Consider the following 14,847-nt stretch of genomic DNA (forward strand, 5'->3'; position numbering starts at 1 on the left):
GAGCCCGCGTCAGGGGCCGGCCTGCTCATGGCGCTGCTGCAGGTAGCGCTCCAGCATGGGCCCGTACTCGTTGCGTTCATGCAGCCGGGCCAAGCCGGCGTTGAGCTGCTGCAGAATGCGCTCGGCTCGAGGATGGTTCCGCGGCACTATGACGTGCAGGGAACTGCTGCCGAACGAATGCTGCGAGCGGCGGAAGCGCCCCGCCTCGCCCGTGGTACGCAAGGCCGCCTCACCCAGCGGGCGGTTGGCGATAAAGAAGTCATCGCGACCGAGCAGCACCAGCCGGGCACAGGCGTTCAGACCGACCGGCGCATGCAGGGTCAAGCGACCCTGCTCGACCATCTGCTGGATGGCCGCCGGCGGCTGCCAGCCCAGGGGATAACACAGACGCTTGCCCCCCAGCGACTCCGTCCGGTCGGCCTCCAGTTCATCTCCGGCCAGGCTGAAAACATACTGGCTGACGTTGATCAGCACAGCCGAGTAGAGGTAGTCCGCGGCCCGCTCGTCCGAGTGAACATAGGGAAAGGTGGCGTCGTAGTCGCCCTGCAGGGTCATCCGGTAGCCACGGTTCCACGGCCGCCAGTCCAGCGTGCTGGAGACGCCCTGGCCAGCCAGGGCGGCCTGCACCAGTTGCGTGAGCAGGCCGCCGCCGGGCAAAGCGCGGCCAGTGAAGGGCGCATAGTCGTCGCCGGTGACCAGGCGCAGATCGCCGCCCTCGGCCCGCGCGCCGAGGCACAGCAGCAACAACCAACCCATCCAGCGTGTCCGTATCAACTACTTGCTCCCTCATGATCAGCCGCCCGGTGCAGGCCGCCGGCTTCGCGGCCCAGGTTCAGTGTAGGGACCCGGGCCCTCGATGCAATCGCGGGAGCCCGGGCGCGCTCACTCGAACAACCCCAGCTGGCCCCCGCCGCAGGCCGCCGGCGCGGGCCGCGGCGCCGCCAAACTCAGGCGCTCGGCCAGACCCGCCGCCCGCTCGGCGCGGGTGCTCACCGCCTCGGCCAGGCGCGGTGCCAGGCCCCAGATCTCGACTTTCTGCTTGGCCCGGGTGATGCCGGTGTAGAACAGGCTGCGGGTCAGCAGCGGGCTGGGCTGCTCGGGCAGCGCCAGCAGCACCTCGGCGAATTCCGAGCCCTGGCTCTTGTGCACGGTCATGGCGAAGGCGCTGTCGTGGCTGGGCAGGCGTGCCGGGGCGAAGGGGCGGTAGCCGTCCTCGCCCTCGAAATAGACCCGCAGGCCGTGGTCGCTCTGCAGGCACAGGCCGATGTCGCCGTTGAACAGGCCCAGGGCGTAGTCGTTCTGCCGCACCATCACCGGCCGGCCGACGTACCAGCGCTCGCGCCCGGCGACCTGGCCGCGGCGCTTGATCCGCGCCTCCAGCGCCTCGTTGATGCCGGCCACGCCCCAGGCGCCTTCGCGCTGGGCGCACAGCGCGCGGAAGGCGTTGAAGGCGGCGAAGGCCGCGGCCGGTTCGCCGCGGCGGGCGGCGGCCAGGTAGGGCGCGTAGCCGCGGTCCAGGCGTTCGAGCAGGTCCTGCGGGGTCGGCCGGGCGTTCCAGGCCAGGTCGGCGCGATCTTCCTGGAGCAGGGCGAGGGTAGCGGGCACATCGCCCCCGTTGATCCGCCGGGCCAGCTCGCCGATGCCGCTGTCGCCGGCGAAGCGGTGGCTGTGGGTCAGCAGCACCACGGCGTCACCGAGGCGCGAACCGGGCACGGCCACCGGCACAGCCTGGCCAGTGATCCGCTGCAGCTCGGCGGCTGCCTGAGCGTCGAAGCCGCGGCCCTCGCACAGCTCGGCGAATACCGCGCCGGCCTCCACCGCGCACAGCTGGTCCTTGTCGCCGAGCAGGATCAGCCGCGCCTGGGGCGGCAGGGCCTCGACCAGCTTGGCCATCAACGCCAGGTCGACCATGGAGGCCTCGTCCACCACCAGCACGTCCAGGGCCAGGGGGTTGCCGGCGTGGTGACGCACCGCCGGGCTGTCGCCGCGGCTGCCGAGCAGACGATGCAGGGTGCGCGCCTCCTCCGGCAGGGCCGCCTTGATCGCCGCGTCGACCGGCAAGGACGCCTTGGCCGTGCGGATCGCCTCCGCCATGCGCGCCGCCGCCTTGCCCGTGGGCGCGGCCAGACCGATGGCCAACCTGTCCCCGCCGGGCTGCTCCAGCAGCGCGGCGAGCAGGCGCACCACGGTGGTGGTCTTGCCGGTGCCGGGGCCGCCGGAGATCACCGCCAGGCGCCGGCGCACCGCCTGGGCCGCGGCCAGGCGCTGCCAGTCCGGTTGCTCGCTATTGAAGGCGAACAGCCGGGCCAGGCTCTCGCCCAGGCGAGCCTCGTCCACCGCCGGGCGGTCGCCGGCGCGGGCCAGCAGCTGCTCGGCCAGCTGCCGTTCGTAGGCCTCGTAGCGGGCCAGGTAGAGGCGCTCGCCCACGAGGATCAGCGGGGCGAAGGCACCCGTCTCGCCGACCAGCGAGGAGGCCTGCAGCGCCTGGCGCCATTCGCCGAGCGGCGGCAGGGCGAAGTCCTGCTCCGGCCAGGGCCGCTGGCCGGCCAGGCGCGCCAGCGGCAGGCACACGTCGCCCTGCTCCAGCGCCCCGCAGAGCAGGGCCGCCGAGGCCAGCACCAGCGGCTCGGCGGCCGGATCGAGGCGCTGCAGGCTGGCGACCAGGGCGCGCTGCAGGGGACCGAGGGGCAGGTCGGCCAGGCTCATCGGGCGCCCTCCTCGAACAGCCGGTCCAGGGCATCGAGCAGGCTATCGGCCGGGCGCGCGAAGTACACCCCGGCGCCCGGCATGCCACGCAGGAACAGGTAGTAGGCGCCGCCCAGCTGCGCATCGGTGAAATCCGCCAGGCGCTGGCGCAGGAAGCGCCGCAGCGCCACCAGGTAGATCAGGTACTGCAGGTAGTAGTGCTCGGCGGCCAGGGCCTGGAGCAACTGCTCGCCCTGGTAGTGGCCGGCATCCGGGCCGAGCCAGTTGGACTTGTAGTCGGCGATGTACCAGCGCCCGTCGTGTTCGAAGGTCAGGTCGATGAAGCCCTTGAGAAAGCCCTTGAGGCTGTCGAACTCCAGGCGTGCGGCGGCCTCGCGCAGCGGCGCCGGCAGGCCGTGCGCCGGGTCGCCGAGAATGGCGCGCAGACGGACCACCTCGAGGCCGGCCACCGGGAAGGTGAAGCCCAGCTCGGGCAGGCGCCGCGCCGGCTCCAAGCCGGCAAGGCTCAGGCCGTTGCCGTCCAGGTCGGTCTCGATGACCCGCTGCAACTGCTGGGTCGCGATCTCGCCCCAGGTGTCGGCATCGATGCCGTGACCGCTGAGCGCCGGCGCGACCAATTCGGCCAGGGGCGCCTTGCCCCGCGCCCAGTCCTCGAGGATGGCGTGCAGGCAGGTACCGGCACGGGCGCCACGGGGGAAGGCGAAGAAGCCGCTGCCCGGCTCGCTGGCAGCGGGCATGGCGAGAGTGTCGCGGTCCGGCGCCTCCATATGCATGCCGGCCGCCAGACCGGAGAAGCTGCCGATGCGCCAGGCGCTGTGCAGGCTGCGCTGCAGGCTGGCCAGCTGCTCGGGTGGCGACGCGCGGCGTTCGCCGGCCGCGCTGGCCTCGCCCGCGAACAACGGCTGTACGCTCATGCGCCCCTGGCTGGCGGCGACCAGCTGCTCGATCTCCCCGCGCAGCTGCGCCGGCCCCAGGCTCTGCAGGTGCGCGGCCAGCTCGCCCAGGGCATCCTCCCCCGGCAGCCGGCGACCGTGCAGCAGCCAGGCCAGGGCGCTGCTGTGCAGGCCCGAGTCGCCGAGGCTGCCGTCCTTCTTCGGCTTGCAGTCCACCGGCCCCCAGTGCAGCCACAGGCGGTCGCGGGCGCGGGTCAGGGCCACGTAGGTCAGGCGCAGCTTCTCGGCGAAGCGTTCCTGGCAGGCACGCTCACGATGGCGGTCGAGGTGCTCGCCGCCGAGGTCGAGCAGCGGCGTGCCGTCGTCGGCGTGACAGCTGATGTCCTCGAACTGGCGCAGCAGGGCGCCGTCCCACAGGTAGGGGCAGAACACCAGGGGGTATTCCAGGCCCTTGGAGGTGTGGATGGTGACGATCTGCACCCGCTCGGCATCGCTCTCCAGGCGCAGCAGGGCATCCTCGCCGTGGGCCTCGGCGCGGCGCTGGGCCTCGAACCAGGCCAGCAGCTGTTCCAGCCCCGGGCGCTGCAGACTCTCGCTCTGCAGCAGCTCGGCCAGGTGCAGCAGGTTGGTCAGCCGCCGCTCGCCGTCGACCAGCGCCAGCAGGCGCTCGGCCACCCGCTGCTCGTCCAGCCAGGCGCGGAAGGCACGCATGAAGCCCTGCTGCTGCCACAGCTGGTGGTAGCGCTCGGCGGCCTCGCGCTCCTCGTCCCAGGCCCGCGCATCGTCCTGACAGGCGGCCAGCTCGGCGGCGCTGCGGCCCAGCAGGCGGGTGGCCAGTGCGTAGCGCAGGGCGCCCTCGCGGCCGGGCTCGGCATAGGCGGCCAGCACCGCGGCCAGGGCCTCGGCCTCCTCGCTGTGCCAGACGTTCTCCTTGCCGCGGCGCACGCTGGGCACCCCGCGCGCGGCCAGCTCGGCGGCCACCTCGGCGGCCTGGCGATGGCTGGCCACCAGCACGGCGATATCGCCGCCCTTGAGCGGAGCCCGCTCGCCGCTGTGCTCGAAATAGGCCTGACCACTGCCGCTGGCGCTGAGCACGGCGGCGATGCGCCGCGCCGTGTCGCGGGCCGCCAGGGCGCCGGCCTGGCCCTTGGTCAGGTACTCGTCGTCCAGCCAGACCAGCGCCAGGGGTGCCTCGGCCTCCTCCGGCAACACCAGGCGCGGCCGCGGCCGCTGGCTGGCGCCCACCGGCGGATAGGCCAGGCCCTTTTCGGCGAAGGGCCGGGGCCGGTCGAACAGCTGGTTGAGGGCGGCGATCAGCGCGGGGGTGGAGCGATGGTTGGTGGCCAGGCTGTACTGCCGCGCCGCCTCGTCGCGGGCCCTGAGGTAGGTGGCCAGGTCGGCGCCGCGAAAGGCGTAGATGGCTTGTTTCGGATCACCCACGAAGCAAAGATCCCCTGCGTCCTGGTAAATGCGGCGGAACACCTGGTACTGCACCGGGTCGGTGTCCTGGAACTCGTCGATCAGGGCCAGCGGGTACTGCGCGCGCAGGGTCTGCGCCAGCTGCTCGCCGCCCTCGCCATAGAGCGCCTGCTGCAGGCGATTGAGCAGGTCGTCGAAGGCCAGCAGGCGCTGCGCCGCCTTGCGCTGGGGCAGCTGCTCGTTGAGCTGACCGATCAGCCGCACCTGCAGCGCGATCAGGCGTTGCTCGGCCTCCGGCAGCGCCGCCTCCAGCGCGTCGCAGAGGTCCTGCAGGGCGCCTGCCAGGGGGCTGGCCGGCGCCGCGGCGCCCTTCTTGCTGGCCTTGAGCAGGCCCTCGCGGCTCAGCCGGCGCAGGCCCTCGACCTTGCCGAACAGCGCCGCCGAATCGCCGAAGTAGCCGTCCAATTCGGCCTGCCAGGCGCCCAGCTTGGTGGCGTCGACCATGTTGCTCTTGAAGCCGTCGAAGGCCTTGAGCTGTTCCAGCCAGGCGCCGCCGTGCGTCAACCAGGCGTCCCGCGCCTGCTGCCAGGCCGCGCGCAGGGGCGCCAGATCGGCCTGGGCGCCGGGCTGGGGCTCGATACGCAGGTAGGGCTTGCCCAGGTGACCGCGCAGGCGCTGGCGCAGGACCTGGGGGGTGAGCCTCTGCTGCACCAGGAAGGCCGCCCATTCCGGCTCGGCGGCGGCCAGCTCGTGGCGCCAGAGGTCGGCGAGCAGGGCGTCGAGAATCTCCCGGTCGTCCTGGGTCAGCTCGTTGTCGAAGTCGCCGCCGGCCTCGAAGGCCGCATCCTGCAGGGCGCGCTGGCAGAAGCCGTGGATGGTGAAGATCGCCGCCTCGTCGAAGCCGTGCACCGCCAGCAGCAGGCGCCGGTGGCTGGCCGCGTCCGGGTAGCGGGCGTGCAGGCGGTTGAGCAGCGCATCCTCGCCCGGCCCCTGCTCGTAGACCGCCAGCAGCTCGGCCAGGCGCAGACGGATGCGCTCGCGCAGCTCGGCGGTGGCGGCGGTGGTGAAGGTCACCACCAGGATCTGCGACACCGACAGCTGCCGCTCCAGCAGCAGGCGGGCATAGAGCGCGGTGAGGGTCCAGGTCTTGCCCGTGCCGGCACTGGCCTCGATCAGCGAACGGCCGGCGAAGCTGTCCTGCAACAGGTCCAGACTGGCGCCGCTCATGCCTCGTCCTCCTCGCCCTGCAGGGCATCCAGGGCCGGGCCGTAGAGCTGCTCGGCCAGGGCCTCGAACGCTGCGTCCAGGGGATCGCGGTCGCGGAAGGCCAGGGCATTCCAGGGGTCCTGGCACTCGCCGGTCATGAAGTCGTTGCCCTGCCACATGACGCGCGCCTCGGCCCGCGCCGCCTCGAGCGGTTCCTTGCGCCCCGGGTTGCGCCACTTGTGGGCGAAGCCATGGCTGCACTTGGCCAGCAGCGGCAGGGGCTCGCACAGCGCGCGCTGGTAGGCCGCGAGCCAGGGCTCGAGCAGCGCCAGGGGATCGGCCAACGCCCCCAGGCGCCATTCGTTCTTCGGCGACAACAGACGGCTGTCGCGGGCGATGCCCGGGGTCGCGGCGCAATTGAGCAGCAGGTGGCGCAGCCAGAACGGCGCCAGCTCCCAGGCGCCGAGGCTGCGCAGGCGGTAGTCGAACAGGCCGCTGGCGGTCACCCCGTCGAGCCAGCCGTGGATGCGCACGCCGGCCAGGCTGATGTCCACCAGCAGCGGCTGCGGCGTGTCCGTCGGACGCTCGTCGAACAGGGTCGGGGCGAAGGCGCGGATCGGTCCGCGGATCTGCCCCCAGTGGGCCTGGCCCAGTTCGCCCACCGGCAGCCAGCCGGAGGCGGCAGCCAGCGCCCGCTCCTCGGCCTCGCTCCAGCCACGCTCGACGGCCTGCAGGGCCAATTGGCGCAGGCCGTGCTGGCTGGTCCATTCGACGCTGAAGGGCTCGTCGCCGGCCAGGGCCTCCTCGCTCTGCGCCAGGCGCAGGCCCAGGCGCTGCTCCAGCAGGTAGCGCGCCGGGTGCTTGAAGCAGTGGACCAGCTGGCTCGGTTCCAGCGTCAGCCAGTCCTCCCCCGGCGCCGGCAGGGTTGCGGCGAAGGGTGCAGGGGCCGCGACCGCCTCGCTCAGGCGCTGGGCCGCGCGGAACCAGGGCGCGGCGAAACCGGCCTGGCGTGCCCCGGCGAAGTTGCCGGGCGCGAAGGGCTGCAGCGGGTGTTCCAGGCGGATATGGCCGCTGGCCTTACTGCCGTCGGCGCAGACCGCGGTGAGGTCGACCGCATCCAGCAGCTCGCTGACCAGCACCGAGGGCGGCAGCTCGGCATTGCTGCGCGGATCGCGGCCGACGTAGCTCAGGTACAGGCCGCCGCGGGCCGAGAGCAGGGTCTCGAGCAGCAGGTAGCGGTCGTCCAGGCGCCGGGCGCGGTCGCCGCGCCTGGGCTGCTGTGCGATCAGGTCGAAACCGGCGGCCGGGGTGCGCCGGGGCAGGGCGCCGTCGTCCAGGCCGAGCAGGCAGACCTGACGAAACGGCAGGCTGCGCATCGGCACCATGGTGCAGAAGGTCACCGCGCCGGTGAGAAAGCCCGAGGCGCCGCTGCCCTGCTCCAGCGCCGCCGTCAGCTGCTGGCGGATCAGCGCCAGTTCCAGCGGCCGTTCGATGCCGGCGGCCGCGGCCTGCTCGGCCAGGCCGGCGCAGGCCCTGGACAGCAGCAACAGGCTGTCGCCGGCCTCGCGTTCGTCGAACAGCTCGTCGATCAGCGCCCGCAGGGTTTCGGCCCACTCGGCCAGCGGGCGCGGCCGCTGCAGGCTCTGCGCCAAGCTGGCGAGGCGCTCGACGAAGGCGGCCAGGCGCCCGAGCAACTGGGCGCGGGCACCTTCCAGGGCATCCAGCGGCCAGCTGGCGCCGAGCAGCGGCGCCCGCGCCCCGGCCAGCTGCGGCGGCGCGGCGAAGCCCAGCAGCAGGCGATCCAGGCCCTGACGCCAGGTGAAGGCGGCATCCGCCGGCAGGCCGAGCTGGGCCCGGTGGCCGGCGTCGCGGCCCCAGCGCACACCGGCCTCGCGCAGCCAGTCGCGCAGCAACGGCAGGTCCTCGGCCTCGATGCCGGCACGCCGGGCCAGGGCCGGCTGCTCCAGCCAGGTCAGGACCTCCTCGGCGCTGAAACGGCTGTCGGGCAGGGCGAGCAGGCCGAGGAAGGCCTCGATCAGCGGCACCTCGGCGCGCAGGCTGCGGTCGGCCAGGCTGAAGGGAATCCGCGGGGCGGCCATCCGCGGCACGCCCTCACGCGGCGCGAACACCGCCTCGATATAGGGGGCGTAGCGCTCGATGTCCGGGGTCAGCACCACCACTTGGTCCGGGCTCAGCTGCGGGTCGGCCTGGAAGCGGGCGAGCAGCTGATCGTGGAGGATCTCCACCTCGCGCAGCGGCGAATGGGCCACGTGCAGCTCCAGCGAGCGGTCGTCCTCGCGCAGGACCAGGCGCTCCTCCGGGGCGCGGGTGCGCAGCCGCAGGATGTCGTTCTGCAGCGCCTGCAGCAGGCTGGCGTCGTGCAGGTCGGCGTCTTCGGAGTAGAGGCCCAGCTCCTGGGCGCCCTCGGCCGAGGCCAGGGCGAACAGGCTGTCGAAGAAGTCCCGGCCCTGCTTGCCGAGGCTGGCCAGCAGGGGGTGGCCGACATCCAGATACCAGTCGTCCGGGCTCATGGCCTGAGCATCCGCTGCGTTCTGCGACTGCCTGGCCAGTTCGCGGATATCGCGGATCTCGCCCCAGGCCTCGCGGCAGGGGTTAAGGGCGAAGACCACCACCTCGGTGTGCCGGGCCAGGCCCTCGAGCACGCGCATATGGTGCGGGGCCAGGGCGCTGATGCCGAACACCAGCAGGCGCTCGGGCAGGCCGGCGAGGGGTGTCTGGTCGTGCAGGCGGCGCAGCAGGTCGTCGAGCAGGCGCGCGCGGTGCGGATGGCCGTCACGGGTCAGCTCGCGCCAGAGCAGCGCCTGCCAGGCCTCGTCGGGGCCCAGTTCGAGCAGCTCGCCGCGCTCCCAGGCGGCCAGCCAGTCGTCGCGGTACAGCAGGTACTGGTCGAAGACGTCGGCGATCCTGGCCGCCAGCGACAGGCGTCGACGCTCGTCGCCGCCGTCCAGGTAATGCGCCAGGCGCGGCGCCTGGGCCAACTGGCCCGGCTCGCACAGCCAGTCATACAGGCGCCAGGCCAGGGTGCTAGGGGTGAAGGCCGATTGCTCCGGCAACTGGCCGAGCACCAGCCGCGACAGTTCCCAGACGAAGGCCGAGGGCAGCTGCACCTCCAGCTGCATGGCGATGCCCTGGCTGCGTGCCAGCTGCAGGGTCAGCCAGCGGCCGATGCCCTGACTCGGCACCACCACCCGCGCCGGCGCGAAGGGCTCGCGTTGCGGCTGGGCGAGCAGGGTGGTGGCCAGCTCGCCGAGGGTCTCAAGGTCTGGTGCGTGGTAGAGCGTCAGCATGGGGAGCGGTCGCATCCGTTCGGTCGGGCTAGGTTACCAGTTCGGCGAGCATGACGGACTCGGCCGACAACCTGTGTCGCCCGCTGGGTGCTGTCCGGAGTCCGTCGGATGCCGCCCGAGTTGTCCCAGGCGCGGCCACACGGCGCCGTATCGCAGGCCGCGGCGCCTGGGGTCTGGGCCCCCGATCCAAGAGCCGCCGGCCTGGTGGCTCTGGCCACGCGCACGCCCAGCTGAACCGGCCCGAGGGCGACCCGTAGCTGGCGCAGCGGCCATTCGCCGGCTACAGCTTAAGTAGAGCCCGGGAAAAAAATCATCGCCTCCGGGCCTGCCACGCACCTGCGCTGCCTGCCACAGGCTCGTCCCGTGGCCGCCTGCGCCGTACCCGGTTGTCGCCCCTGCTTGGGCGGCCCGCGACAGGGAGATGCACGATGCTGACCCTGCTCAATCTGCTCTCGGCCATCGCCTTGCTGATCTGGGGCACCCATATCGTTCGGACCGGCATCCTGCGGGTCTACGGCTCCAACCTGCGCAAGGTGCTCAGCCACAACGTCAACCGCCTGCCCATGGCCTTCGTCGCCGGCATCGGCGTCACCGCCCTGGTGCAGAGCAGCAACGCCACCGCGCTGCTGGTCACCTCCTTCGTCGGCCAGGGTCTGATGGCGCTGACCCCGGCCCTGGCGATCATGCTCGGCGCCGACGTCGGCACGGCGCTGATGGCCCGGGTGCTGACCCTGGACCTGGGCTGGCTGTCGCCGCTGCTGATCACCCTCGGGGTGATCTTCTTCCTCTCGCGGCGGCAGAGCCGTGCCGGCCAGCTCGGCCGCGTCGGCATCGGCCTGGGCCTGATGCTGCTGGCCCTGGAGCTGATCGTCAGCGCCGCCACGCCGATCACCCAGGCCTACGGCATCAAGGTGCTGTTCGCCTCGCTGACCGGCGACCTGCTGCTCGATGCCCTGGTCGGCGCGCTGTTCGCCCTGATCTCCTATTCCAGCCTGGCCGCCGTGCTGCTCACCGCGACCCTGGCCGGCGCCGGCCTGATCAGCCTGCCGGTGGCCATCGGCCTGGTCATCGGCGCCAACATCGGCAGCGGCCTGCTGGCCTTCCTCACCGCCAGCCTGCAGACCCCGGCCGGACGCCGGGTGGCGCTGGGCAGCCTGCTGTACAAGCTGCTCGGCCTGCTGCTGGTGATCCCGCTGCTCGATCCGCTGGTGGCCTGGCTGGACAGCCTGAACTGGCGCCCGGCGGAGCTGGTGGTCGGCTTCCACCTGCTCTACAACAGCCTGCGCTGTCTGGTGCTGCTACCCAGCGTCGGGCCCATGGCACGCTTCTGCAACTGGCTGCTGCCGGATCGCGCCGAGGACAGCGGCGTGGCCCGCCCGCGCCACCTCGACCGCACTGCCCTGGACACCCCGAGCCTGGCGCTGGCAGGGGCGGTGCGCGAGACCCTGCGCATCGGCGACCTGATCGAGACCATGCTGCGCCATCTGCTGGAGGTGCTGCGCAGCAACCAGCCGGCCCTGAGCAAGGAGTTGCGCCGCCTGGACGACGACGTCGACGCCCTGTACAGCGCGGTCAAGCTGTACCTGGCCCAGGTGCCGCACGACGCCCTCAGCGAACGGGACAGCCGGCGCTGGGCGGAGATCCTCGAGTGGGCGGTCAATCTGGAGCAGGCCGGCGACATCATCGAGCGCATGCTCGGCAAGGTGCAGGACGAGAAGACCGCCCAACGCCATGCCTTCTCCGAGAGCGGCCTCGAGGAGCTGACCGAGTTGCATGCCCAGCTGATGGCCAACCTGCGCCTGGGGCTCAACGTGTTGCTCTCCGGCGACACCGAGAGCGCCCGCCAGCTGCTGCGCGAGAAGCGCCGCTTCCGCGCTCGCGAGCGGCGCCTGGCCCATGCCCATGTCGGTCGCCTGCATCGTCAGGTGGTGCAGAGCATCGAGACCAGCGCCCTGCACCTGGAGCTGATCAGCGACATGAAGCGCCTCAACTCGCTGTTCTGCAGCAGCGCCTATGTGGTGCTGGAGGCCGGCGAGACGGGCGCGCTGAAGGTGGAAGAGGTGGCCGGCGAGTGACCTCCGCCGAGCCCCGAAGCCAGACCGGACGAAAGGTGTAACAAGCGCCAAGCCGAGCCTTCGAATATCCAGGTGGGTCGCCTTGAGGAGTACCCACCCACTGCGGCAGCCGCTGCCCAGGAGGACCCGATGGACGACGAGCAACAGCTGATTCGCGGCATGCAGCGAGGGGACCCGCAGGCCTTCGCGGCGGCCATCGAGGCCCATCACAGCTTTCTGGTCGTCATGGCCACCCCCCTGGCCGGCCCCGATCTGGCCAAGGACGTGGCCCAGGAAACCTGGATCAAGGCCTTTGCCGCCATCGCCCAATTCGAGGGCCGCGCCAAGCTGCGCACCTGGCTGGCGCGCATCGCCTTGAACGAGGCGCGAGCCCTGTTGCGTAAATACAAACGGGAAGTCGCCTGGGACGCCTGGGGCGCCGACGGCGGCTCGCCCCTGGCGGGTCGCTTCGATCGGGACGGCGCCTGGAGCCGCCCGCCGGCCGGCTGGCATCACGACTCGCCGGAGGCCCTGCTCACCGAGGCCGAGCTGTACCAGTGCATCCGCGAGCACCTGCACAAGCTGCCCAAGGACCAGCAATCGGTGGTGTTGCTGCGCGAAGTCGCGGGCCTGGAGTTCAGCGAGATCGCCCAGGCCCTGAAACTGGCCGAAGGCAATGTCCGCGTCCTGCTGCACCGCGGCCGGCAACGCCTGCATGCGATGCTCGAACACTATGAGGAGGTAGGTACATGCTGAGCTGCCAGGAAATGACGGAACTGGCATCGGACATCATCGACCGCCGCCTGAACTGGCGCACCCGTATGGCGGTCATGCTGCATACGCGCCGTTGCGACCGGTGCCAGCTGTACATCGAACAGCTGCGCCTGACCTCCGACACCCTCCGGCGCCTGCCGCTGGATGACGAGCCGGTGGACAGCGCAGCCATTCTCGCCGCCAGCCGCCCGCCAGGCGGCCCCGGGCAATAAGCCGAAGCACGCCCCGGACACCGGCGCGCGGCCGGTGCCCGGGACGCACCTGGCTCACTGCAGCCAGCCGCGCTCCTTGTAGTAGCGCACGGCCCCCTCGTGCAACGGTGCACTCAGCCCCACCTCGATCATTTCTTCGGCCTTGAGCTCGGCGAAGGTGGGGTGCAGACGCTGGAAACGCTCGAAATTCTCGAACACCGCCTTGACCAGTTGATAGACCAGCTGCGGGTCGGTCTTGGCGGTAGTGGCGAGCAGCGCCTTGCTGCCGATCGAGGGCGTTGCGGCATCGTTGCCCCGGTACAGCCCGCCGGGAATCTTGGCCTGGCTGTAGTAGGGCCGCTCGGCCAGCAGCTTGTCGACCACGGCGCCATCGATCGGCACCAGCACCGCGTCGGTGATGGTCGTGGCCTCCTGGATCGCGCCGTTGGGATGGCCGACGAAATAGGTCATGGCGTCGATGTTGTTGTCGCCCAGGGCAGACGCCTGCTCGGCGGGCTTGAGCTCGGCGGCCAGGGCGAACACCGTGCTGTCCCAGCCCTTCACCCGCATCAGCTCTTCCAGGGTGTTGCGCTGCCCGGAGCCCGGGTTGCCGAGATTCACCCGCTTGCCCTGCAGGTCGTCGAGGGTGGCGATCCGGGCGTCGCGGCGGGCGAGCAGGGTGAAGACTTCATCCTGCAGGGAGAATACCGCGCGAATGTCCTTCATCGCCCCCTCGGCCTCGAACGGCGCCAGGCCCTTGAGCGCCTTGAACTGGTGATCCGCCTGCATCAGGCCGAAGTCGAATGCACCGCTGCGCAGGCCCCTGACGTTGGCCACGCCACCGCCGCTGGCCGGGGCCTTGCAGCCGCGGCCCTGCTCGCCCATGGCGCCGTTGAAGAAACGGCAGATCGCCTGACCGGCGACGTAGTAGATGCCGGTCTCACCGCCGGTGCCGATGATCACGGGCCTCTCCTCGGCCTGCACCACGCCGCCCAGGACGCCACCTGCGAGAACAGCCGACAGGACCCAGGCGAGGGGTTGGCCTTTCATGGGAACTCTCCTTAATTTGTGGATTTTCGAACGGGCGCGCCTGCTGGGCTGCGCCGGATATGCAAAGACTAACCCGTCGAGGCCGATTTGCACGACAGCTAGCCGAGCTCAGCAGCACGGCTGAATGCCCTGGGCCTGGAGAAAGGCCAGGAACGCCTCGCGACTGCTGTAGCGCGGGGTGTAGCCGAAGACCTCCTTGAGTCGCCGATTGGCCAGCACCGGCCGATAACGCAGGAAATCCAGTTGCTCGGCACCGTGCCGGCTCAGGCCGAGGGGCTTGAACAGGCGCAACGCCGTGCGCAGCAGGCCAAGGGGCAGGGGCCGGTAGGGCTTGCCCAGCAGGGCGGCGATTTCCTGCAGCGACAGCGCCCCATCGCCGGCCAGGTTGAAGATGCCGGCGCTACCCCGCTCCAGCCCCTGGCGTATGACATTCACCACATCCTGGTCCCAGACGAAGCCGAAGCGGCTGTCATGGCCCCTGAGCCCCACCACAGTGCGGCGGCTGAACAGCTCGCCGATGCGACTGTCGACCCGTTTGCCGAGAATGGTGCTGGGCCGCAACACCAGCTGCCGGAGCCGCGGCTGCCGCGCGCGGGCGACGGCCAGCAGCTCCTCGATTTCGCACTTGTGCCGGGCATGGGCGAACGATCCATGCCCGCGCAGCGGCTGCTCCTCATCGATCCACTCGGCATGCCCCGGACAGAAGCCATAGGCCGCGCCGGAGCTGGTGACGATCAGGTGCTCGACAGCATGGGCCAATGCCGCCTCGAGCAACGCCCGCGTGCCGCCCACCTCGATGGCGTGCAGGCGCGCCTCGCTCATGCCGGGGGGCGGGTTGACCACCGCGGCCAGGTGCAGGATCGCCTGCGGTTTCCACTCGCCGACGCAGTCCTGAACCTGGTCGGGGCGGCTGATATCCAGGCGCACCGGCTCCACGTTGAGCTGCAAGCCCTGCAGGCTGACGGGGCGGATATCGGCGGCGATCAGCATCCACTTGGGGTGCTGGACCGCCAGTTCGGCCAGCACCTGCTGGCCGATAAAACCCGCGGCACCGGTGATCAAGACGCGCATGCAGCTCCCCCTCCCTGACGCCCCCGCGGCACCGGCGAGCTACTGCACACGGGCGCCTGCGCATGCTGACAGCATAGGCCACCGGGCCCCGTGGCACTGCGCTCGGGCGGGCCGATACAGTATCCTTGGCCGTCCATCCCCTGCCCTGGGCTCGCCCTTGCCATTGCCCCTGCTC

General features: G+C 71.4%; 9 protein-coding genes. 3 read left to right on the top strand and 6 right to left on the bottom strand.

Features of this window, described 5'->3' with window-relative positions:
- Nucleotides 1-9 precede the first annotated feature (9 nt).
- The 4 genes from SBP02_RS20200 to recC all read right to left on the bottom strand — a co-directional run bounded on the left by SBP02_RS20200 (nt 10) and on the right by recC (nt 9,532).
- Nucleotides 10-756, bottom strand: coding sequence for a substrate-binding periplasmic protein (locus tag SBP02_RS20200; protein WP_318644184.1), 747 nt, complete (start codon nt 754-756; stop codon nt 10-12).
- A gap of 126 nt (nt 757-882) precedes the next feature.
- Complete coding sequence (gene recD / locus SBP02_RS20205) at nt 883-2,706, bottom strand: exodeoxyribonuclease V subunit alpha (protein WP_318644185.1); 1,824 nt, start codon at nt 2,704-2,706, stop codon at nt 883-885.
- Nucleotides 2,703-6,245 carry an exodeoxyribonuclease V subunit beta gene (gene recB, locus SBP02_RS20210; RefSeq protein WP_318644186.1) on the bottom strand — a complete coding sequence of 1,181 codons (3,543 nt, stop codon included), beginning with the start codon at nt 6,243-6,245 and terminating at the stop codon, nt 2,703-2,705. Before recB ends, recD begins: the two co-directional genes overlap by 4 nt.
- Nucleotides 6,242-9,532 carry an exodeoxyribonuclease V subunit gamma gene (recC, locus tag SBP02_RS20215; protein ID WP_318644187.1) on the bottom strand — a complete coding sequence of 1,097 codons (3,291 nt, stop codon included), beginning with the start codon at nt 9,530-9,532 and terminating at the stop codon, nt 6,242-6,244. The genes recB and recC overlap by 4 nt, the downstream gene beginning before the upstream one ends.
- A gap of 428 nt (nt 9,533-9,960) precedes the next feature.
- Between recC and SBP02_RS20220 the strand changes: the two genes are divergently transcribed.
- From SBP02_RS20220 to SBP02_RS20230, 3 genes are all read left to right on the top strand, one after another.
- Entirely contained in the window at nt 9,961-11,607 is a 1,647-nt protein-coding gene (locus SBP02_RS20220; RefSeq protein ID WP_318644188.1) for a Na/Pi cotransporter family protein, read from the top strand.
- 129 nt (nt 11,608-11,736) lie between these two features.
- Nucleotides 11,737-12,342 carry an RNA polymerase sigma factor gene (locus SBP02_RS20225; protein ID WP_318644189.1) on the top strand — a complete coding sequence of 202 codons (606 nt, stop codon included), beginning with the start codon at nt 11,737-11,739 and terminating at the stop codon, nt 12,340-12,342.
- Nucleotides 12,336-12,572 (top strand): zf-HC2 domain-containing protein, encoded by a 237-nt coding sequence (locus SBP02_RS20230; RefSeq protein WP_318644190.1) that lies wholly within the window; start codon nt 12,336-12,338, stop codon nt 12,570-12,572. Before SBP02_RS20225 ends, SBP02_RS20230 begins: the two co-directional genes overlap by 7 nt.
- Before the next feature lie 54 nt (nt 12,573-12,626).
- On the opposite strand, the gene SBP02_RS20235 is transcribed toward SBP02_RS20230, so the two are convergent.
- Both SBP02_RS20235 and SBP02_RS20240 read right to left on the bottom strand, forming a co-directional pair.
- Nucleotides 12,627-13,601, bottom strand: a complete 975-nt coding sequence (locus SBP02_RS20235) for a TAXI family TRAP transporter solute-binding subunit (protein WP_318644191.1) — start codon at nt 13,599-13,601, stop codon at nt 12,627-12,629.
- A gap of 108 nt (nt 13,602-13,709) precedes the next feature.
- Nucleotides 13,710-14,672, bottom strand: coding sequence for an NAD-dependent epimerase/dehydratase family protein (locus tag SBP02_RS20240; RefSeq protein WP_318644192.1), 963 nt, complete (start codon nt 14,670-14,672; stop codon nt 13,710-13,712).
- Between the last annotated feature and the right edge of the window lie 175 nt (nt 14,673-14,847).

Source organism: Pseudomonas benzenivorans (assembly GCF_033547155.1).
GTDB lineage: Bacteria > Pseudomonadota > Gammaproteobacteria > Pseudomonadales > Pseudomonadaceae > Aquipseudomonas > Aquipseudomonas benzenivorans_B.